21 protein-coding genes are annotated in these 19,349 nt (G+C 54.2%); 6 read left to right on the forward strand and 15 right to left on the reverse strand.

What is annotated here, in order from left to right; translation table 11 throughout:
• Positions 1 to 23 precede the first annotated feature (23 nt).
• The 6 genes from B9Z44_RS02445 to B9Z44_RS02470 all read left to right on the forward strand — a co-directional run bounded on the left by B9Z44_RS02445 (position 24) and on the right by B9Z44_RS02470 (position 5,150).
• A complete protein-coding gene (locus tag B9Z44_RS02445) occupies positions 24 to 317 on the forward strand; it encodes a heavy-metal-associated domain-containing protein (RefSeq protein WP_108402777.1) in 294 nt (97 codons plus the stop codon).
• Positions 318 to 351: 34 nt separating this feature from the next.
• A complete protein-coding gene (locus tag B9Z44_RS02450) occupies positions 352 to 984 on the forward strand; it encodes a LemA family protein (protein ID WP_108401618.1) in 633 nt (210 codons plus the stop codon).
• Positions 981 to 1,841 carry a TPM domain-containing protein gene (locus B9Z44_RS02455; protein WP_245912749.1) on the forward strand — a complete coding sequence of 287 codons (861 nt, stop codon included), beginning with the start codon at positions 981 to 983 and terminating at the stop codon, positions 1,839 to 1,841. Before B9Z44_RS02450 ends, B9Z44_RS02455 begins: the two co-directional genes overlap by 4 nt.
• A 2-nt stretch (positions 1,842 to 1,843) precedes the next feature.
• A complete protein-coding gene (locus B9Z44_RS02460; protein ID WP_108401619.1) occupies positions 1,844 to 2,344 on the forward strand; it encodes a TPM domain-containing protein in 501 nt (166 codons plus the stop codon).
• Positions 2,345 to 2,363: 19 nt separating this feature from the next.
• Positions 2,364 to 4,745 (forward strand): heavy metal translocating P-type ATPase, encoded by a 2,382-nt coding sequence (locus B9Z44_RS02465; RefSeq protein WP_108401620.1) that lies wholly within the window; start codon positions 2,364 to 2,366, stop codon positions 4,743 to 4,745.
• A 276-nt stretch (positions 4,746 to 5,021) separates the two neighbouring features.
• A complete protein-coding gene (locus tag B9Z44_RS02470) occupies positions 5,022 to 5,150 on the forward strand; it encodes a DUF2789 family protein (RefSeq protein ID WP_108401621.1) in 129 nt (42 codons plus the stop codon).
• A 367-nt stretch (positions 5,151 to 5,517) separates the two neighbouring features.
• Here B9Z44_RS02470 and B9Z44_RS02480 read toward each other — a convergent pair whose 3' ends face one another.
• From B9Z44_RS02480 to B9Z44_RS02565, 15 genes are all read right to left on the reverse strand, one after another.
• Complete coding sequence (locus B9Z44_RS02480) at positions 5,518 to 6,129, reverse strand: hypothetical protein (RefSeq protein ID WP_108401623.1); 612 nt, start codon at positions 6,127 to 6,129, stop codon at positions 5,518 to 5,520.
• Positions 6,126 to 6,968, reverse strand: coding sequence for a hypothetical protein (locus B9Z44_RS02485; RefSeq protein WP_108401624.1), 843 nt, complete (start codon positions 6,966 to 6,968; stop codon positions 6,126 to 6,128). Before B9Z44_RS02485 ends, B9Z44_RS02480 begins: the two co-directional genes overlap by 4 nt.
• A gap of 11 nt (positions 6,969 to 6,979) precedes the next feature.
• Positions 6,980 to 7,579, reverse strand: coding sequence for a hypothetical protein (locus B9Z44_RS02490; protein WP_108401625.1), 600 nt, complete (start codon positions 7,577 to 7,579; stop codon positions 6,980 to 6,982).
• Positions 7,580 to 7,604: 25 nt separating this feature from the next.
• A complete protein-coding gene (locus tag B9Z44_RS15025) occupies positions 7,605 to 10,235 on the reverse strand; it encodes a hypothetical protein (protein WP_146180577.1) in 2,631 nt (876 codons plus the stop codon).
• A gap of 31 nt (positions 10,236 to 10,266) precedes the next feature.
• Complete coding sequence (locus B9Z44_RS02510; protein WP_146180578.1) at positions 10,267 to 10,755, reverse strand: hypothetical protein; 489 nt, start codon at positions 10,753 to 10,755, stop codon at positions 10,267 to 10,269.
• A complete protein-coding gene (locus B9Z44_RS02515; protein WP_108401630.1) occupies positions 10,752 to 13,373 on the reverse strand; it encodes a phage tail tape measure C-terminal domain-containing protein in 2,622 nt (873 codons plus the stop codon). The genes B9Z44_RS02510 and B9Z44_RS02515 overlap by 4 nt, the downstream gene beginning before the upstream one ends.
• 1 nt (position 13,374) lies before the next feature.
• Positions 13,375 to 13,539, reverse strand: a complete 165-nt coding sequence (locus B9Z44_RS15140; protein WP_170108462.1) for a DUF7697 family protein — start codon at positions 13,537 to 13,539, stop codon at positions 13,375 to 13,377.
• 155 nt (positions 13,540 to 13,694) lie between these two features.
• Positions 13,695 to 14,045 (reverse strand): hypothetical protein, encoded by a 351-nt coding sequence (locus B9Z44_RS02525; RefSeq protein ID WP_108401632.1) that lies wholly within the window; start codon positions 14,043 to 14,045, stop codon positions 13,695 to 13,697.
• A 23-nt stretch (positions 14,046 to 14,068) separates the two neighbouring features.
• Positions 14,069 to 15,013: a phage tail tube protein gene (locus B9Z44_RS15145; protein WP_170108463.1), complete on the reverse strand. Its 945-nt coding sequence runs from the start codon at positions 15,011 to 15,013 to the stop codon at positions 14,069 to 14,071.
• Between the two features lie 25 nt (positions 15,014 to 15,038).
• On the reverse strand, positions 15,039 to 15,488 hold the full coding sequence (locus B9Z44_RS02540) for an acyl-CoA transferase (RefSeq protein WP_108401635.1): 450 nt from the start codon (positions 15,486 to 15,488) through the stop codon (positions 15,039 to 15,041).
• Positions 15,489 to 15,517: 29 nt separating this feature from the next.
• The gene (locus tag B9Z44_RS02545) at positions 15,518 to 16,165 is read right to left on the reverse strand and encodes a DUF6441 family protein (protein WP_245912751.1); all 648 of its coding nucleotides are present in this window, start codon (positions 16,163 to 16,165) and stop codon (positions 15,518 to 15,520) included.
• A 2-nt stretch (positions 16,166 to 16,167) separates the two neighbouring features.
• A complete protein-coding gene (locus B9Z44_RS02550) occupies positions 16,168 to 16,488 on the reverse strand; it encodes a head-tail joining protein (RefSeq protein ID WP_108401636.1) in 321 nt (106 codons plus the stop codon).
• An 11-nt stretch (positions 16,489 to 16,499) separates the two neighbouring features.
• Positions 16,500 to 17,504 carry a major capsid protein gene (locus tag B9Z44_RS02555; RefSeq protein ID WP_108360337.1) on the reverse strand — a complete coding sequence of 335 codons (1,005 nt, stop codon included), beginning with the start codon at positions 17,502 to 17,504 and terminating at the stop codon, positions 16,500 to 16,502.
• 3 nt (positions 17,505 to 17,507) lie between these two features.
• On the reverse strand, positions 17,508 to 17,885 hold the full coding sequence (locus tag B9Z44_RS02560) for a head decoration protein (protein ID WP_108360338.1): 378 nt from the start codon (positions 17,883 to 17,885) through the stop codon (positions 17,508 to 17,510).
• A gap of 9 nt (positions 17,886 to 17,894) precedes the next feature.
• Entirely contained in the window at positions 17,895 to 19,331 is a 1,437-nt protein-coding gene (locus tag B9Z44_RS02565) for a S49 family peptidase (protein WP_211308676.1), read from the reverse strand.
• Positions 19,332 to 19,349: the final 18 nt, after the last annotated feature.

A 19,349-nucleotide genomic window follows, 5' to 3' on the forward strand; every position in this document is an offset into this window, starting at 1 on the left:
ATCCAACTCCGAAGGAGGCGCAAATGAACACCCTTGAATTGAAAATCGAAGGCATGACTTGTGGAAAATGCGTAAAGCATGTCAAACAAGCATTAGGTGCCGTTCCTGGTGTTGACCATGTGGAGGTAGATCTTGCAAACGGACGTGCTCGTGTAGATGGCGACTTGCAAGTTAGAGGTGAGCTATTGATTGCTGCCCTGGCGAAAGAAGACTACACAGCCACTATCGCAACAGATGTGGTGTCTGAGCAGCCGATTCAGAGTGGTGCTTTCCATAGCCGTCAGACAACTAAAGGCGGCGGCTGTTGCTGCGGCTAAGTCGGATACTTCTCGTTTACTTCAAGGGAACAAAATGCGCAAACTTTTAATCCTGATTATGTCTGTCGTGTCTCTTAGCTTGACAGGCTGTGGCTATAACACTTTCCAGACAACAGACGAGCAAATCAAAGCCAGTTGGGCGGAAGTATTGAATCAATACCAACGTCGATCTGATCTAGTTCCTAATTTAGTAAGCACCGTCAAAGGAGAAACTAAGTTTGAGCAAGACACACTTACTAAGGTTGTTGAGGCGAGATCCAAGGCCACGTCTGTTCAGGCTACTCCTGAACTGATCAATGACCCCGCAGCGTTTCAAAAGTTTCAGCAGGCGCAAGGTCAATTAACTGGAGCGCTGTCGCGTTTATTGGTTGTGTCAGAAAGCTACCCAAATTTAAAAGCGAACCAAGCATTCAGAGATCTGCAGGCGCAGTTGGAAGGAACAGAAAATCGCATCACAGTCGCGCGTAATCGGTATATCAAATCGGTACAGGAATACAACGTGACAGTACGGTCCTTTCCATCGAACCTTACTGCTATGGTTTTTGGTTACAAAGAGAAAGCTAATTTCACAGTCGAAAACGAGAAAGAAATTTCTAAACCGCCTGCTGTGAGTTTCGACAATGCGCCTGTTCCACCTCTGAGCACCGCACCTGGTGTCAATAAATGATCTTTAAAGGCGCAATGAAGCGCTGGTGCGCTGCCATCGGACTCACACTTGCGCTAATCGTTCCGTGTATTTCAAATGCACAGGTGGCAGTACCGCCTCTGGTAGGTCATGTGACCGATCAAACAGGTACGCTTACGACAGAGCAAAAATCCACACTCGAACAGTTACTGACTGCTTTCGAAGCACGAAATGGCAGTCAATTGGCTGTTCTGATAATTCCAACAACACAACCAGAAGGCATTGAGCAATATGCTCTGCGGGTTGCTGAGCAATGGAAGCTGGGGCGACAAAAGGTGGACGACGGAGTTGTTTTGGTAGTAGCCAAGGATGACCGTACGTTGCGTATTGAAGTAGGTTATGGCCTTGAAGGCGCACTCTCAGACATTGTCAGTAAACGCATCATTACTGAGTTTATTGTGCCCCGTTTCAAGCAGGGAGATTTCTATGGCGGACTTCAATCGGGAGTTGAGCAAATTATTGGAGTTGTTGATGGTGAGCCGTTGCCGCCCCCGCAAAAGCAATCTAGAAGTAGCGACCCGAACATTAGACAATTCTTACCTTTTCTGTTCATATTGTCGTTAAGCCTTGGTGGCGTACTACGTAATATGTTCGGAAAAATTAGTGGATCGCTGATCACCGGCGCTGTAGTAACAGGACTTGCATGGTTGGTGGTCGGTTCCTTGCTCCTCTCCATTTTTGCAGGTGTTACGGCCATGTTCGCCACTCTGATTGGCGCAGCAACGGTGTTGCATGGCTTAGGCGGGATGTCAGGAGCGGGTCGACATGGTTCGGGCGGAGGGGGATTCCGAGGAGGTGGTGGCGGTTTCGGCGGTGGCGGCGCCTCGGGAAGGTGGTAACTATGAATGCAAAACGCATCCTTGAGCATTTGCTCTTCACTGATTGGCAAACGCGTCGCGCCTTTAGCCAAAAAACTCTTTACGCAATAGAAAATGCCATTCATGAAAGTGAACAGCTTCATGACGGTGAGATTCGTTTCGCCATAGAAGGTAGCCTGAATAGTCTTCATTTATTAAAAGGTCAATCATCGCGCGAACGCGCCATTGAAGTCTTCTCTCAAATGCGAGTCTGGGACACCGAACGCAACAACGGCGTATTGATTTACGTCTTACTTGCAGACCACGCAGTTGAGATCGTTGCAGACAGAGGCATTCATGCCAAGGCGGGTGAGAAATCATGGTTAACCATTTGTCAGGACATGCAGAGTAATTTTGCAAAGTCTGAATTTGAGAAAGGTGCGTTGAAAGGAATTGAAGCGCTCGCTAGCGTGATCGGCCATCACTTTCCTTCAAAAGATAAGTCTGCCAACGAACTATCTGACGCCCCCGTCATGCTGACCTAACACCTTTTTCAAGAATATTATGAGCACACATCAACACGACGAGCACGGATATTCGCATGACCACATTCACTCACATGATCATGGGAACTCACAGCGAGATCCAAGCGTCAGCAGCCTCGAGTCTGCTAGTTTGAAAGACCCTGTATGTGGAATGACAGTCACTGAAGATTCAAAACACCATTCAGCACACATGGGAGGTACATTTTATTTTTGCAGTACCAAATGCAAAACAAAGTTTGATGCAAATCCTATGCAGTACATGGGAGAGCACACTAAAAATGTGAATCCATCACCAACGGCTGCAGGAGCGATCTACACCTGTCCTATGCATCCTGAAATTCGGCAAGACCATCCTGGCAATTGCCCTAAGTGTGGAATGACGCTAGAGCCGTTGATACCCGAGTTGGAGGAGGATGAAAACCCAGAACTACAGGACTTTCAGCGGCGCTTCTGGTGGACGCTTCCTCTGACAGTCATCGTGACATTTTTGGCGATGGTAGGTCACCGGCTGAACTGGTTCGATATGTCAGTGCAAAGCTGGGTAGAAATGGCGCTCTCACTGCCAATAGTGTTATGGGCAGGATGGCCGTTTTTCTCTCGCGGATTCCAATCCGTTGTGAACCGCAGTCCGAACATGTGGACTCTGATTGGCTTAGGAACCGGCGCTGCATTTATGTACAGCGTGGTCGCAACGGTCACTCCTCAGGTTTTTCCAGAATCATTCATCTCAATGGGACGAGTCGCCGTCTATTTTGAAGCAACGGCGGTCATCATCTCTCTTACCCTTTTAGGTCAGGTCCTAGAGCTAAAGGCACGATCACAAACTTCTGCCGCCATTAAGTCACTCCTCGGTCTTGCTCCCAAGACCGCCCGTCGAATCAAACCCGATGGAACTGAAGAGGACGTGCCGTTGACCCATGTTCATGTTGGCGATTTATTGCGCATCCGTCCAGGTGAAAAAGTACCAGTAGATGGTGTAGTCATGGAGGGCGGCAGCGCCGTGGATGAGGCTATGCTGACTGGTGAACCGGTGCCAGTATCTAAGCGAGTTGGTGATAAGGTGATTGGTGCGACGTTGAATACCAACGGTGCACTCGTCATGCAATCAGAAAAGGTCGGCTCGGCCACTATGTTGGCGCAGATCGTACAAATGGTTGCTCAAGCACAGCGCTCCAAGGCTCCTATGCAACGTATGGCTGACCTCGTGGCGGGCTGGTTCGTGATGGCTGTTGTTTCTTTATCAGTCCTAACATTTTTGGGGTGGGGGGTTTTCGGCCCAGAACCAAGCTGGGTCTACGGCTTGATAAATGCTGTGGCTGTTTTGATCATCGCTTGCCCCTGCGCTTTAGGTCTAGCCACACCAATGTCTATCATGGTCGCCACTGGTCGTGGGGCGACACATGGGGTGCTTTTTCGAGATGCAGCAGCCATTGAGAACTTGAGAAAAATTGATACTCTGATCATCGATAAGACTGGAACGCTAACGGAAGGCAAGCCAGCTTTCGACCGCGCTATCGCAGCATCAGGTTTCGATGACGTCGAAGTACTAAGACTTGCGGCCAGCTTAGACCAAGGCAGTGAGCATCCACTGGCGGATGCCATCGTTAGAGCTGCGCATGAACGCAATTTGTCTTTAGAGAAACCCGAGAACTTCGAGTCGGGATCTGGTATCGGAGTGCGTGGTCAAGTAGGCGGTCGGCAGCTGGCATTAGGCAATACAGCCTTGATGGATCAGCTTGGCGTGTCTGTTCATTCATTGGTAACACAGGCAGAGGCGCTTCGCGCAGAGGGGGCTAGCGTGATGCATCTGGCCATCGATGGACAGTTGATGGGATTATTGGCAGTGTCTGATCCAATTAAGGCAAGCACGCCTGAGGCCTTGGCAACTCTGAAGGCGGCAGGTCTGCGCATTGTCATGGCAACAGGCGATGGTCTGACCACAGCTCGCTCCGTTGGCGCTCGGCTTGGAATTGACGAGGTACATGGAGAAGTCAAGCCAGCTGACAAGCTTGCGCTGGTGGAGCAGCTGCAAAAGCAAGGGCGCGTCGTAGCAATGGCAGGCGATGGAATCAATGACGCACCTGCACTAGCTAAGGCTGATGTTGGTATAGCTATGGGAACTGGTACTGACGTTGCTATGAACAGCGCTCAGGTAACCCTCGTGAAGGGCGACTTGCGCGGTATTGCCGTCGCTCGAAAGCTTTCACAAGATACTGTGCGCAACATGAAGCAAAACTTGATGTTCGCCTTTCTTTACAACGGAATGGGGATTCCTGTTGCAGCTGGAGTTTTGTACCCTTGGACTGGGTGGCTGCTGTCTCCGTTAATCGCAGCTCTTGCTATGAGCTTCAGTTCGGCATCTGTGATCGGGAACGCTCTTCGCTTGAGGCGTAGTAATTGACGGTGGGCCTCTATCGTTTCCATTGCGAAGCGATAACCTCATTAGACGCACCGGCGAAAATGGTGTTCTCTTTCATTAACGATTATGCCCGCCTCTCTGCACACATGGAGCTGAGTTCAGTCAAGCTGGTACTGGCCCCTTAGGTTACAAAAATATAATCTACGCATCATCTTTGTAACAGCCACGCACAAACATAATGATCTCTTACTCTCAAGCAACCTTGTGGGTTTAGATAGATACGCCCTATGAATGATTTGAGAAAATGGGAACCATGAAATGAATTCAAATTACCACCGATTTTCGGAGCTCTTTCTTCAGCTAGGTTTGCCCTCTGATATAAATGAAATACAAAGATTTTTGGACAATCACAGTCAACGCCCTCAAGCGCTCAGCCAGCGGTTTTAAGGTCTTCCAGTAAACCAGTGGTTCGCCTCCCCAAAACTCAATGCGCTCTGGAGGTTCAATCAGCGCATCGACAAGAGAGTGAAGAAATGCATCAACATTTTCTGGATTCGTTTGATCGGCATGCGGCACAAACCGTTGTGAGCAGTAAGTGCAGGCGTAATTGCAAAGCAGGCCAAGGCTGATCTTGAGCACTCGGACATTACCTTTGCGACCAGGTTGATCTTTGGCAACAACCGTCGCATCACGCCAAGCGCGTGCTTTGACTGGAACGACCGACTGACCATTGCTCCAAACAAGACTCGAAGTCTGGTTGTTGTAGACCAGCGAGTCTTCTGCGCCGTCTGGCTTGATCACATAGATACGGAACTCAGCCATGGATGCGCTCCACTTTGATATTGAAAAGAATGTTCATGAACGGTTGCTCCCCAAAGTAGGGTTTCTGAAAATGAATCGCTCTGGCATCAAAGGCGATCAACAGACCGCGATGAGGTTTGATCCAGAACTTGGATGGAGACTCCCAAGGCATGAGCAACCCAGCAAACCCGGACGAGCGCCAGGCGGGGTTACAAATGGCGAAGCCATTGGGTGCGAACTGATTGATCTGCGGCATCAAGCCAAGCGACGCGTCAAGCTCGGGGCCGAACGGAAAGTAGATGGCCTGCACATCACATTCGTCTTCGTCGTTGTGCGGCATGATTTCGACGCCGCTAGAACGAACAACCTCTCGCCCTTGCACATGAATCAATCGCCCGCTTGGGCCAAGCAGTTCCTGCACCTTGGACAAAACTACCGTCTGCAACGTCTGGCAGCGCGGTGAATGTCCGTCAAAGATGTTGTGGTCCTTGCGTTCCCAGATCTGATCGCCTGTTTGCATGCTCGCGTTCAATTGCAAGAGCTCTTCATAGAGCCCCTGATCAAACGCCGCATCCATTCCAAGTGACCAGATCCCTGTTTTAATAGGGAAAAGGTCAAGGATCATGGGACGCTCACAACCAAGTCATCCGTACCACTGAAGTACTTGAAGCCGACTTTGATCTTGACTTCGGCGCCAGAGCTCAGACCATCTGTTTTGAAAACAGTGCTACCCGCCCCTTCAACAGTCATCACGCGACGGTCGCGCAAGAAACCAGCGGTTGAATCCAAATAGATCTCCGCTTCGTGATGGGTAATGGGCTGGCCATCTGACTCTTCCAGTCTGAAATTGACAATCAGCCCCTCACCCGATTCAACACTGGGTGTGAACCGAACCACAGGTAAAGACTCCATGCGTGCCAAAGCCAATGTCACACAAGGCTCGGTATCCAAGTCCCCTTCTGTTTTGACGAGCGCAGGATCGAACACATTGAAACCAAGCAGCCAGTCTGTGAATTCCGATGTTTTGAATGGCACCAAGATGTGGCCAATTGGGTGAGCCTGAACAACTGTGGCGTGATAAGCCTGCGCATCCATCTTGCTCGCCAAGGTAGCGACATACAGATTGGGCGTGTGATCAAAGAGACTTTCACGCGCACCCTCTGATGCCCAGCCCTTGGGGGCGTACAACATGAAAGAAGCATGGTCGCCAAACTCAGCATGTGATTTGAGCTTTTCCAAGTCCAGAGAGCGCTGGTAGGCGCCTTCATCAAAAATACCCCAATCTCCCCGCCACTCGGTGATCAGTGATTCATCAAAGAACTTGCCACCGCTGTCATGGTCTTGTGTTGGATCACCCACAAACTCTCGCTGCATGACATTTCGAATTCGAAACGAGAGCACTGAACCATCTAAGGTGACATCCAGCGCAAAGGGTGTGTTTTTTGTTGTCAGGTGAAGTTTCATGTTTTCACCTCTTAGCAGCAATTGCAATCGCAATTGCAGTTGTACCGAGTCCCATAGGCGCCGAGCCGCAAGTTGCCACCGTTATCAAACAAGGTGATCAAGTTGTAGTAGTTGTACGGAGCTTGATCCCCGCAGTTGTAACAGTTATCAGTGATTTGGCAATTGGGGGCACCTTGCCAACCAGAAGATGGGTTGTTATTCACGCGAACGCAGTTGCTCACGTTGCTGAAAAAGCAGTCATGCAACCAGCCGTAGTTAGCCGTCCACATCTGGCCACCGTTGTTCATGTACATGTCCCAGTTGCCATCGGATTTCAAAAATCCCATGAGCCCCTGGTTGTGATGAAACGAACGCGTGCCCCAGTCCGTATCGACCATGTCGATGTAGTTCGCCGTGGAGGCGACTTGTAGACGCGGAACAGACAACGTTCCTGTCATCGTGTCGCCTGCCTTGTTGATCTTGGTCGACAAGTCCAGCGCTGCTGTTCCTGCTGAGGTCACTTGGCCTTTGCTGTTGACCGTCACCACGGGAATTTGCGAAGCAGACCCATAGGTTCCTGCAGATACACCCGAGTCTTTCAGGCCCTCGGGTGGAATTTGGGTAATAGGCACACAGGCCTCCTTTCAAATGAATGCGCTACAGATAACGAACAACAATGCGTACCCCGTTTAAGGGCGCAGAGGTGAATCTCAAGGTGGCACCGCTATTGACCAACACATACGCGTCCAACGAGTCTTGAATGACATTGGCCACGGTCACCATGAGCTTGGTCACACTCGCCGCTGCCGTGGTGAGGGAAAAGTCAGTGGCACTGCCGTTTCCAGTGAACACCTGCGGCGCAACGCTCGAACCTTGCGCACTGGCTGCCGCAGCTTGTGCCTGCGTGGCATAGGTCTGGGCATTGGTTGCCGAGGTGGAAGAAGCAGTGGCACTTGTTGCAGCATTGGTGGCCGAGGTCGATGCCTGAGAAGCAGACGTACTCGCTGCACTTGCTGAACTTGCAGCACCAGTTGCGGAGCTACTGGCCTCTGTTGCCTTAGTTATGGCTGTCGCCGCAGACGTTGCTGCATCAGAAGCTTTGGTCGTCGCCGTTGCAGCAGAGGCAGCTGATGCGGTTGCGGAAGTCGCAGCAGCAGACGCAGACGAGGCGGCACTCGTTGCCGACGCCGCTGCTTCAACTGCTTTGGTAGTGGCTGTTGTCGCCGAGCTCGCAGCCGCAGTGGCAGAAGCAGAAGCGTCAGATGCCTTGGTCGTGGCCGTCGTGGCTGAGGCTGCAGCAGAAGTCGCAGACCCAGAAGCATCCGATGCCTTTTGGGTTGCCACAGCACTACTCGCAGCGGCTGCGCCTGCGTGGTATTTCGCTGAGTACTCCGTCGAGCCTGAGACCGTGCCAGTCGTCTTCGTTGCCCACTCTTGTGCAGCAGCGGCACCCGACTGAGCTTCTTTATCCAAATACCGAACACTGATGAGAACACCATTGCCCGGCGCTGAGCTGAATCGAAGCGTGGTCGTTGTGGGCGTGGTGTACGCATCCACTGGTGCTTGTTGCACTCCCGCGACCGTGACCAACAAAGCACCGGGATAAGAAACTCCGCGAGTGATCGCGAAGTCCGTCGCCACACCATTGCCCGTGAAAGTCTCAGCAGGAATGATGGTGTTGGTGGTCACCGCTGCGGCAGAACCTGCCGCTTGCGCTGCCCAGTACTTGGCTGAGTAACCCGTTCCGTCAACCGTGGTCGCTGTCTTCTCCGCCCAATCCGCTGCTTTGGTGGCTTGCGTTTGAGCGGAAGACAGAGAACTCGCTGCACTTGTTGCGCTGGTTGAAGCAGCACTCGCAGAGGATGCCGAAGCATTTGCACTGGCCAAAGCCTCCGAGGCCTTGGTCGTTGCCATCGTCGCAGAACCTGTTGCCGCACTCGCGGATGCAGCAGCGCTCGTTGCACTAGAACCTGCATTGGTTGCAGAGCTTGCAGCAGCCGTGGCACTTGCAGACGCTTCACTTGCTTTGGTACTGGCAGTACTTGCAGAACCTGAGGCAGCACTTGCAGAAGATGCTGCGTTGGTGGCAGATGTCGCCGCCGCAGTGGCCTGCGTCGTTGCCGTTGTCGCTGACGATGCCGCACTACCAGCGGAAGCAGCACTCTCTGAGGCTTTGGTCGTAGAAGTAGTGGCCGAGCCTGCCGCAGCCGTGGCACTCGTCGCCGCATCACTCGCTTTTTGACTGGCAGTTGCCGCAGATGCCGTGATGGACTGGGCGTAATACTTGGCCGAGTAATCAGTGCCACTGACAGGCGCACTTGTTTTGGTCGCCCAGTCTTGCGCGGTATTGGCACTCGTCGCAGCTGCACTCGCTGAACTCGAAGCATTCGATGCACTGCTAGATGCATCGGTGGCTTTAAACGCTGCAGTGGTCGCGGAGCTGGCAGCAGCAGTGGCTGATGTAGCCGCACTATTGGCAGAACCAGTAGCCGCACTGGCTTGTGTCGTTGCAGTTGCAGCTAAAGCTGCTGCATTGCCCGCAGACGTAGCCGCGTCACTGGCTTTGGTACTAGATGTGGAGGCGGAAGTTGCAGAGGCTGAAGCACTCGTTGCAGCCGCAGAAGCTGAAGCACTAGATGCGCTTGCACTGCTGGCCGCTGCCTGCGCTTGGTATTTCGCCGAATACTCAGAGCCCTGCACAGGCCCCGTGGTCTTGGTCGCCCAATCCATAGCTGCGGCGGCACCGGTCTGGCTCTCTTTATCCAGCATCCGCGCGGTGATGCTCACCCCATTCAAGGGGGCTGTCACAAACCTCAGCGTTCTGGAATCAAAAAGCGAATAGGCATCCACGGGTGTTTGCAACACACTGGCCACAGTGACTTGCAATGCACCGGGATGACCCACCGCATAGTCAAGCGCGAAGTCTGTCTGAGTCCCGTTTCCCACCCACGTCTTGGTGGGAATCACCACGGCACTGGTTGCCGCATCTGCCCTAGCCTTGACCTCTGTCAGCGTTGCTGCCGCGTCCGCTGCTTTGGAAGTAGAGAGATTGGCACTGCTCGTGGAAATGCCAGCTTGCCTTGTGGCCTCCCCCACCTGAGCTGTGAGCTCTGTGCGGGACGCCACCAAATCAAGTTCAACCTGATGGATGGCCTTGGCCACCGTTTTGACAAGACCACCCTCGGTGACAACATCCGTCTGGCTGTCTCCGTGCACCACTTGGTGTAACAAAGACACATCGACCTCGGCCTTGTTGACTGTGGCTTCTAAGCGTTCTTGCAGGTTCATGGGGGCTCAAAAGAAAGCCCCCAGACCTGAGTTACCAGGGTTCTGAGGGCAGTTGGTGTTGGACGAGGTATTCGAGCGAGTCGATAGAAAGCTCCAAGGCTTCAAAGTCAGAGTTCACAAGAACTCCAAGCGCGTCACGGGTCAGGACAGGACGATTTCGGATCTCCAGCTCACCGCTGACTTCCCATTGGTTGCGCCGCACCAGCTTGGCTTGATAGGCCTTCGTAAAACGCGCTTGTGTCGTGGCCATGCCAATGCCCGCAAGCAATGGCAACTCGAACCACTCAGCGCCATCAAGGATTTCGTGCTTGAACCAAGATTCAAAAATTGCATAGATCAGGGGCCGCAGGTTCCAGCGAACACTCACCCGCGCAGGTGTTTGACTAAACCGTCGCCGCGATCTAGCTGCGCCCGATTCCATATCCGTACGAATGACAGCCTCACCGGGTGAAATGGTGTAACCATCCACCGAAGGAAGTGGGATCCTCTCCACCGGGAACTGTGGATAACTACTGGTCATCGCATTGCTCCTGCGGCAGGGTTGAGGCCATAGCGACGCTCAAGCGTTGGCGCGATACCCGTGCCCTGACCAATCGATCGGGACATGCGGGCTTCAATTTGCTCAACGATGATGTCTAGACGCATGGAACCATCCGCTTGTTGTGAGGACTGCACTCGTGCATCAACGCCCGAAGCGTTGTTGATCACGTTCACAGCAACACGCACTTGGGGTTGGTTTTTGGTATTGAGAGCCCCACCCAGCGCGCGCATCTGCCCCGGCGTGAACACAGCCTCGCCAGGCTGGGCAATGATGGGCACCTCACCATCGACCAAACCACCTGTGTGATAGCGGGTGGCACCTGCGAAGTTGTGAAGCCCAACAGACCGAGAAGCCAAACTGTCCGAACCAATCAAGCCACCCGTGTGCGCCACTGCGACCAAGGGATTCACTAGGTCAGTCGCCCCGATTGGAACGATGCTGCCGCCGGGTGCAGGCGTAGGTGTTGAACCAAAACCTCCCAACCAGCCAGCCAATGGCAAAGTGACCATGCGCTGGATCTGAATGCGCACCAAGTCAGCAATGATGGAGTTGGCCAAGCTACTGAAGTCGAGCTTGCCCGTGGTCACGAACTGAACCAGCGCATCCTCCATGCCCTTGAAAGCAGAAGTCACCGCCCGCTCAGCTTGCTTGGCAGCGTTGGTGGAATCTTCCACATAGCTGCGAACAGATGAGCGCATGCCGTAATCAAAGCTGCGTTGGTACTCCGCATTGGCACGGGCCAAATCCACAATCACAGGTAACTGGCGAGAAAGCGCGTGGTTGATGAGTTCGATGGCTTCGGCCTTAAGCCCCGGATCAGTGATTTGATCCGCTTGCTTACGCGCAGCGTAGGCCGCTTTCTCCAAATCGAAGCGCACTTGCATGCCCGCGCGTTCGACCTCACCCACATCAAGCATCTGACGCTTGAGTACCAGCTCCTCTTGTTTGAGTCGGTTGTTGCCGATGTAGCCTTCGGTGATCTGATAGACCTTTTGGAGCTCTTTCTCGTACTCATCGAACTTCTTGTCCGAGACCTTTTGTTTCTCCATGGCCTCAATGACCTGGATGTACTTCTCGGCCTCAGCCCGAACACCCGCATAGCCCTTCTTCTCCAAGTCCAGCGCTTTGGCTCTGAGCTCAGCGGCTTCACCCCCCGTCACACGCAGTGAGCGTTGCTCGAGTTGCTTTAAGAATTGCAAGCCCTCGTTGTTCTTATCGAAACCCGAGAGGTCCATCCCCGTGGGGGCCTTTCTGGGCATCTTTGGCAAGAACTCGTCATAGATCTTTTGGACCTGTGCAGCTTGCTCAGCTGTATCAAGGACAAACTTCTGTCCCATCACCCGAACGGTTCTACGTTGCTCGTCGAAGAACTTCTCAATGGAGTTCACATAGCCCGGGTTCTCATTGATACGTGCCAGCCGGTCATTGGCAGATTCGACAAACTTGTCACGGGCGCTTTGCAGCTTGGCAATCTCTGCATCAATCTGCTGTTCGTTGTAGCCCATGGACTTCATCGAACGCAGCATGTCGCTCTTCATCCAAGTCTCTACGTCCTTGCTCACAACCGACAAACTGTCGAATGGCTGAGAGATCACCCGCTTGGCCAGCACTGCCGATTCGGCGATGAAGCCCAGCCCCTTGGCAACGTCTTCAAGGTAGTTGAGGACTTGCTGGCGGTTGTTGCTGATAGCAATGAGCTCACTGCTAAAACCGCCAGTCTCCGTCTTAGCAATGAAGAGATGCTCAGTCAGGTCAGCCAAGATTGGAATGAAGGCTGAACCAATTTGGCGCTGCACACCTTCGTTGACCGCGTGCAGTCGCTTGAGGTTGTCGTTGAACTCTTCTGATGCACGGGCTGCATCTGCCGACATCACCAAACCTAAGCGCTTGGCCTCTTCCATCATGGCCGTAATGCCCTCACGCCCTTGGTTGAGCATCGGGATCATGTCCAAACCATTCTTGCCAAAAAGCTTCACAGCCAATGCTGCCTTTTCGGCGCTGTCAGGCATGGCAGAGAACTTGTCAGCCAGATCAAGCAAGACTTCTTCAGTCGGGCGAATCTGGTTATGCGCATCCACAGCAGAGATGCCAAACGCGCGTAACGCTGCGCTGCCCTCGCCGCCTTTGACTTTCGCGTCAAACATGGCGGTCGACAAGAACTTCAAGGCCTTGGTCAAACTCTCCGTGCTCACGTCCGACAACTCGGACGCATATAGCAGCGCAGACAAAGCCTCCACGGACACAGCCGTTTTTTGAGACAACTTGTTAAGTTCTTCGCCCACCTCAGCCACGGGCACGATCAACTGGTGCATACCGTAGCCTGCGGCTGCGATGGATGCTCCAGCGATCAAACCTGCGGGCCCGAGTTTGCCCAGCACGGTACCGAGCATGCCAAGACGCGACGTTGCATCCTCCATTTGGGCGAATGCATCGTTGGCAGCTTTGGAGACGATCTGTAAACCCGACGATGCGGGGTGGGAAGCTGATTCAATACGCTTGAGGGATTTCTCCCCGGCTTCGCCCACATCAGACAACTCAGCCTTGACCTTGCCGCCATCCACCACCGAGAGTCGAATTGCGAGATTGCGTTCAGCCATGTCAGTTACCTGCTGTTGATACGTTGCTTGAAGAATTCATGGCTGCCGTGATACCAGCTTCAATCGCTGGGAAAAGCTGCGACATAGCACTGACATCAGCATCCAAAACCTCACTGGCATGCCTCCATGCGTTGAAGTCCAATCCAATGACTGTGTTTTGAGCCATGCGAAGCTGAGCCGCACAGACTTCAAGTACCGACAGCGCCTGCCAGCCTTCTTCGGTCTGAGGCGCATTCAATCGGTACGGACACTCAGGGCAGGTTGTCGGGCACGCTTTGCAGTACATGGGCCCGCCACCGAAGTGCCATTCGGTGCGAGCCTTCAGACGTTTTTTTCTGCATCCAGCAAATAAAGCGCTGCCAGATACTCACGTTCAAATGCATCGGCCACAGGCCACAGCTCCATCAAGGCTTCAATGCCCTCTGAGGTCACAGGTGTGGCCTTACCCTTTTCATCACCCACACCTTCCCAAGCGAGCACTGCTAACTTGGCAAGTTCGGTGATCAACGTCGCGGTGCGTTGCCCCGCTGCTGCATGGTCTTTGCCATCGATGACAGATGCCGCATGGCGCGCAGCCATGACCAGCGCCGTGGTGGCGGGTTTGACCTTGACGCGTACGCCATGGTTCAAGTCGAGCCAATACGGCTCACGTTTTAAGTTGAGTTTCAGCATGGAAATGAATCTCTTGGAGTGGCTCAATAGCTAGCCACGTCGTTATGAAGAATGACCGTGAACATCCGACCTGCGGCGGTGTTCTTGGCGGCTTGCCAGTTGAAGGTGGCCTGAATGCCACCAGGCCCAGAGATGGAGAGCTTGGGCTTTGGCAGGTACACCTCATGCGCGATGAAGGTCAAACTCTTCGTGGCATCAATGACGTAGCTGAACGTCAACTCAAGCGGTGCGTTGTTGGTCGCCGCATCGATGAGGTCGGTGTCCGCAAACCGAACCTCAAGGTTTCCGGTCAGACTGGCAACCGTTGGATCAGCCCCTTCGATTTTTCCGTCAGAACGAATGGTTTCTATGCGGGCTAGGTTGTTTGAATAGGTGAGCTGCGCCGCGACCACGTTGCCAAGCGCCTGTCCATTCTTTTTGATCGAACCTTGGAACTGGTTAAACCGCGTGATGCCTAAGGCTTGCGGCGTTGCATCCACTGTCACCAGTTGCTTGACTTCCCCTTGCGCGATCAAACCCAGAGTCGCATCCGCTGCACCTGAGCGCGCGAACTTGACCTGAACGGAGTTGACCATCACGCCCGACGACTCAAAGTACGCCGGGATATCAGGCAAGCCCGTCTCAAGCGCAAGACTTGGCAAGACAGGCTGCCCCGACCCAAAGGTGTGCTGATAATCCACATCGCCTGTAGAAACAGGAGCTCCCAGCAACGCCTTGAGCCACAAGCCAAAATTGCGCAAGTCGATCGGGACCACCATGTCGCCCTCGACCTTGATGACATCGCGAATGGGTGCGCTAGGGTCTCGTCCTAGTCCAATCAGGTCATTGGCAATAAGGCCTTGTTCAGACCCCAATGAGGTGGACACAAAGGGGAGCTTCCAGTACTCGGTCGTGCCACTGGGGTGCGTTCCGTAGGAAGGTTCGAATGCAGCCAGCAAGCTGGCATTTGCGCCATAGGCACGGGCCATAGTTATTCTCCAGTTTCAAAAAGATTCAAGCCAGCGGATCGCTGCTTGCGTAATGCATCACCACATCCAAGGTGCAGGCCTTGATGCCCACCGCACCATCGGGTGCGACGTCTTCGAACTTCGGGGGATGAATTTCGATGAACTCCACAACGCCGCCCAAAGTTCGGTCTGCCCTGACAAGTGCAGAAAACTGCTTGAGCAACGCATCCATGCGTGCGTCTCGCTCCGCGCCATCGGGGTGACTCACGTACACCTCCAGATTGGCTGAGTGCTCCCACTGATAGGTCAGTGGCGAGAGCATCACCTCGACTTCATTCATGTCGCCATCACGCAGCACCACCATGGCGTGCTCTGTCATGCGCTCGGGCAGCGCACTGTTGCGCTTAGGGACATTGCCACCAAGGGGCAACTGCCCCAACAACTGAAACAAAGCCCCGACGGCTTCTTCACGTTTGGACATAAAAAACAGGCCCATGGCCTGCTCCTGTAAATCAACTCCTGCCCTCATTCATCGGGCCAGTTGGAGATAACGTTTTGTATGAGCTGGGATTCCCAGCGTTGAACGGCTGAATTGATATCGAACTTCTTCTTAAGCTGAGCCTGAGGCACCAACAAAAAAATCGGCACACTGACCAGCCCCTTGCCCGACTGCTGCGCCGAAGCAGAAGCGCTTGTGAAACCACCCCGCTTGCCTGCTTTTGCACGTTGGTTGTCCGCCACCAAGAGTGACGGCTTACCCGCTCGGTAGACAAATCGAAGTCTCTGGCCGCGTATGCGCTCCCAAAGCCCCGGTGTGATGCGTTTGCCGCGTGGACCCGTGCCAGCCGCAGGCAATGGAATGGAGAGCCAAAACCCGTTCTTCGATCGAATCAACGCTCCCTCGTCATGGGCAGCCACAACCACAGGCGCTCGGCTGTAAACCAAACCTGCAGCGCCCAGACTCTCACGCCCCTTGGGATACACCTCACCTCGCCACGTATTGGCAAGGCGCGCGCCAAGACCTGCACCAGTGATCTGACTGCGCAGCTCACCTTTGAGGCCCTCGGTGGCGTCACGCACACCTGTGGTCACCGCATGTCTGGCCGCTTTGAGTTCAGCGGCCATGAGTTTTTGCAGATTGCCACTGAGCGCAGCAACGAGTCGTGAAGACACGGTCAATCCTCCGGCCAGATAGACGCACTCACCGTCCAGACGAGCCGCTCACGGTCAATGAGCGGCTCCCCATGAAGGACATAGCGCGTCCCACCCAACACCAATCGGTCCCCTTCTCTTGGCTGTTTGACCTCGGATGCCATCAACTCAAAACGCTGGGTATCAACCACCAGATGGGTTTGACCGAAGTTTTGAACTGCATCGGGCGCTTTGGCGATCACTCGCACATCGAGGGAGACCCCCGCTTGTGTGATGTACACAGCGGGGGTCCCCAAGCGAAGAAACAACCGAGAGATGAGCTGAACGAAAGGATCTCGACTCATCAACTACCCCCTCAGCTGGCTAAGACTTTGACCAACAAGCTCGGACGATGGCACATGGGCAACGGGTTGCTCTGCGTGTGCAAGTCCGTACCGCGACCGAAGTCACGCGGCTCTTGCTTGGCATACAGCGGCTGGCCCAATGTGTTGACCGTCTCATTGAAGTCGGCGGGTGCGAAGTACGTGGCAAAGGTATCGAGCGTGCCCTCAGGGAACGCCTGACCTTCGCCGGGCTCAATGAAGCGGCGCAGATTGCCCGACATGTCCGTCGCTTGGCCCAAGTACTCTTCAAAGGTCACACCTGCAAAGGTGAAACCAGAGCGTTGGTCCGTGCGCAACATGGCGCTCTCTTGGGTGAGCTGATATGCACGGATCACATTGGGGTGACTGGTGAGCGCATCGAAGAAGTCCGAAGACACCAGCACACGCACATTGGTCATGTACTCGCCTTTGAGGTTGAGCTCAAAGTAGCGCTTCAGGTCCAGACACTTTTTCTTGACGTCCGTGTCCTTCTTGTTGAGTTCGAAATTGAACACGGCAGGCGTGATCTGGAACTCTTCAAACAAGTCGTACAGCACGGAACCATCCGCATCCAAGATGACGCCTTTGAGAGCGCCCATGCGCAAGTGCTCCAAAGTGATCGCATGCTTGTTGCGCATGGACTGCAAGTGATCGGTCATCACATTGGCCACGGTCTCGGTGTCTGTCTCAGAACCAAAAGCGCGCAGACCTTGAATTTCCTCGGGTAACACCACATCGTCGTGTGGGATGTGAGGAATCATGAACGAACGCAACTTGCGACGGCTGCGCTGGCCCACCGTACCGGGGGCACCCACAGGCAATGTGGGCAAGAGGTTCAACACGCCATCACGCTCTTCAATGGCAATCTGGCGAAAACGCACAGGCTTGGCAGGCATGAGGTTGATCTGTTCAATCTTGCCGAACTGATTGGGCAAGATGTTGATCGCGGCGGTCAATGCGGTCATTGAGAACGCGGGGGACTGGAAAGGATTGTTCATTGCTTAGACTCCTTGACGAACGAGAATGCCGACGGCTTCGAGCTGCGCAGTGGCAGTCGCTTTTTCTTCGGCGGTGATGGCGACGGGCCACACGAGGGCGTGGTGCGCGACGATGGCTTGGCGTGTCGCAGCGATGCCGCTGGACTTGTCGCCTGTGGTGGCATCCACGGACTGCAACAAAACAGCCGTGGCGATTTGCGTGCCATCGGTGGCAGCGGGGTCGAGTGCTTTGACCTTGCCGTTGGCATCAACGCGTCCGAGGACCGTGCCGATGCGCAAGTTCTGGCCTGCAGCGACTGTGACTTGGTCGCGGGAATAGAGGGACTCTTCCTCATACTTGAGCAAGTCGCCCAAGGTCAACTCATTGGTGAGAACCGACATTTAAAACTCCTAGTTGGATTTGTAAGAAGGACGATTGGCCGCGAGTTTTTGGGCACGCTGCTGTGCAGCGATTACCACAGGGCTTTGCTCAGGCTTGGTCGTCGTTTGGGTACCGGCTTGCGGCAAGATGTGAGAGCTGATCTCGGGGCTATCGGACGCTTTGGCGGCCAACAGCTCATTGCGAACTTGCTCCACACTCAAGCCACGCTCCAGCGCAGACAATGTCATGTCTGACTTACCAGCCAACAAGCACATCTCGGCCACGGCCAGCACGTTGGCACTGGCTTTACGGATGTCATGACTGGCTGCAGATGCTGCGGCAACAGCGGGCTTAACCTCAGGGGTCTCTTGCGTTGGTTCACCAGCGCCAGCAGGTAACTCAACCTCTTGATGTGGGGCCTGATGAGGCTCTTGGGGATTTGCATCCCCAGGAACCACAACGGTGGAAGTGACAGGGACAGCTTCTGTCGAAGCGGTAGATGCAGGCGGCGATGTTTGCGACATCAATTTCTCCTTGGAAAGAACTGGATCGGGAAGTGAGACTTCCATCTCGCGCCCCGATCCAAACGATCGCGCGATGGCAGATTTGCGTTGTTGAACTTCCATAGCCAGCGCGCGCAAGGCGTCGTCTGCCGTGCCAATGGCATCAGCAAACCCAGCCTCAATCGCGTCACCCGCGTAGAAGAGTCCGGCTTGCGTGTCTCGCACGACCTGCGCATCCAACCCTCGGTTTCTCGCGACCGTCGAGACAAACATCTCGTAGAGCCGATCCACTTCCGTTTGCAGCGCCGTAGACGCTTCGTTGGAGAGTGGTAAGTGCGGCGATAGGTCGTTTTTGCGGTCACCTGCGTAGATGGCCGTGTATCGGTAGCCATCGAGCGCATCGCGCTGCGTCTGGTCCACGTGCAGTGCAATCACGCCGATGGAGCCCACACCACCTGTGCGCGTCAGATAGATGCGCTCAGCACTGCAGGCAATTGCGTACGCTGCAGAGAAAGCATCATCATTGGCCAGAGCCCAGATCGGTTTGGAGCTTCGCGCACTCACGATCTCATCGGCCAGATCGAACGCCCCGCCCGCCTCACCACCAGGCGAGTCAATATCAAGCAGCACCGCATCCACATTGGGATCGTTGATCGCTGCATTGATTTGCGCGCTGATGGAGGCGTAGCTCGTCAAACCCGATGCCGCGTCCATGGCTCCCGTGCGTCGCACCAGGGTTCCAAGCACACTGATCACCGCGATATTGGGCGCTTGAAGGTCTGTGCGCATCACGCGCTCGGGTGGTGAAAATTGAGCTAACTGCTGCGCTGAGGTTTCTGGAACGACCATGCCCATTCGTGACCCCACCACCGAGAGGATGACCTCAAGCTTGCGGGGATGAATGAGCAAAGGCGTGCCAAAAACCCGCGAAGCCAGATATGGCATCGTCGGAAGATTTGTCATAGGACCTCTGAGTTAAGA

The sequence above is a fragment of the Limnohabitans curvus genome (assembly GCF_003063475.1).
In the GTDB taxonomy this organism is placed as follows: domain Bacteria; phylum Pseudomonadota; class Gammaproteobacteria; order Burkholderiales; family Burkholderiaceae_C; genus Limnohabitans; species Limnohabitans curvus.

Excerpts from the sequence above, each read along its gene's own strand:
- B9Z44_RS15145 (WP_170108463.1), bottom strand. The coding sequence starts at position 15,013 with ATGGCCCGTGCCTATGGCGCAAATGCCAGCTTGCTGGCTGCATTCGAA.
- B9Z44_RS02480 (WP_108401623.1), bottom strand. The coding sequence starts at position 6,129 with ATGATCCTTGACCTTTTCCCTATTAAAACAGGGATCTGGTCACTTGGA.
- B9Z44_RS02540 (WP_108401635.1), bottom strand. The coding sequence starts at position 15,488 with ATGGGCCTGTTTTTTATGTCCAAACGTGAAGAAGCCGTCGGGGCTTTG.
- B9Z44_RS02510 (WP_146180578.1), bottom strand. The coding sequence starts at position 10,755 with ATGACCAGTAGTTATCCACAGTTCCCGGTGGAGAGGATCCCACTTCCT.
- B9Z44_RS02515 (WP_108401630.1), bottom strand. The coding sequence starts at position 13,373 with ATGGCTGAACGCAATCTCGCAATTCGACTCTCGGTGGTGGATGGCGGC.
- B9Z44_RS02450 (WP_108401618.1), top strand. The coding sequence starts at position 352 with ATGCGCAAACTTTTAATCCTGATTATGTCTGTCGTGTCTCTTAGCTTG.
- B9Z44_RS02550 (WP_108401636.1), bottom strand. The coding sequence starts at position 16,488 with ATGAGTCGAGATCCTTTCGTTCAGCTCATCTCTCGGTTGTTTCTTCGC.
- B9Z44_RS15140 (WP_170108462.1), bottom strand. The coding sequence starts at position 13,539 with ATGGCTCAAAACACAGTCATTGGATTGGACTTCAACGCATGGAGGCAT.
- B9Z44_RS02485 (WP_108401624.1), bottom strand. The coding sequence starts at position 6,968 with ATGAAACTTCACCTGACAACAAAAAACACACCCTTTGCGCTGGATGTC.
- B9Z44_RS02465 (WP_108401620.1), top strand. The coding sequence starts at position 2,364 with ATGAGCACACATCAACACGACGAGCACGGATATTCGCATGACCACATT.
- B9Z44_RS02555 (WP_108360337.1), bottom strand. The coding sequence starts at position 17,504 with ATGAACAATCCTTTCCAGTCCCCCGCGTTCTCAATGACCGCATTGACC.
- B9Z44_RS02470 (WP_108401621.1), top strand. The coding sequence starts at position 5,022 with ATGAATTCAAATTACCACCGATTTTCGGAGCTCTTTCTTCAGCTAGGT.
- B9Z44_RS02455 (WP_245912749.1), top strand. The coding sequence starts at position 981 with ATGATCTTTAAAGGCGCAATGAAGCGCTGGTGCGCTGCCATCGGACTC.
- B9Z44_RS15025 (WP_146180577.1), bottom strand. The coding sequence starts at position 10,235 with ATGAACCTGCAAGAACGCTTAGAAGCCACAGTCAACAAGGCCGAGGTC.
- B9Z44_RS02560 (WP_108360338.1), bottom strand. The coding sequence starts at position 17,885 with ATGTCGGTTCTCACCAATGAGTTGACCTTGGGCGACTTGCTCAAGTAT.
- B9Z44_RS02525 (WP_108401632.1), bottom strand. The coding sequence starts at position 14,045 with ATGCTGAAACTCAACTTAAAACGTGAGCCGTATTGGCTCGACTTGAAC.
- B9Z44_RS02565 (WP_211308676.1), bottom strand. The coding sequence starts at position 19,331 with ATGACAAATCTTCCGACGATGCCATATCTGGCTTCGCGGGTTTTTGGC.
- B9Z44_RS02460 (WP_108401619.1), top strand. The coding sequence starts at position 1,844 with ATGAATGCAAAACGCATCCTTGAGCATTTGCTCTTCACTGATTGGCAA.
- B9Z44_RS02445 (WP_108402777.1), top strand. The coding sequence starts at position 24 with ATGAACACCCTTGAATTGAAAATCGAAGGCATGACTTGTGGAAAATGC.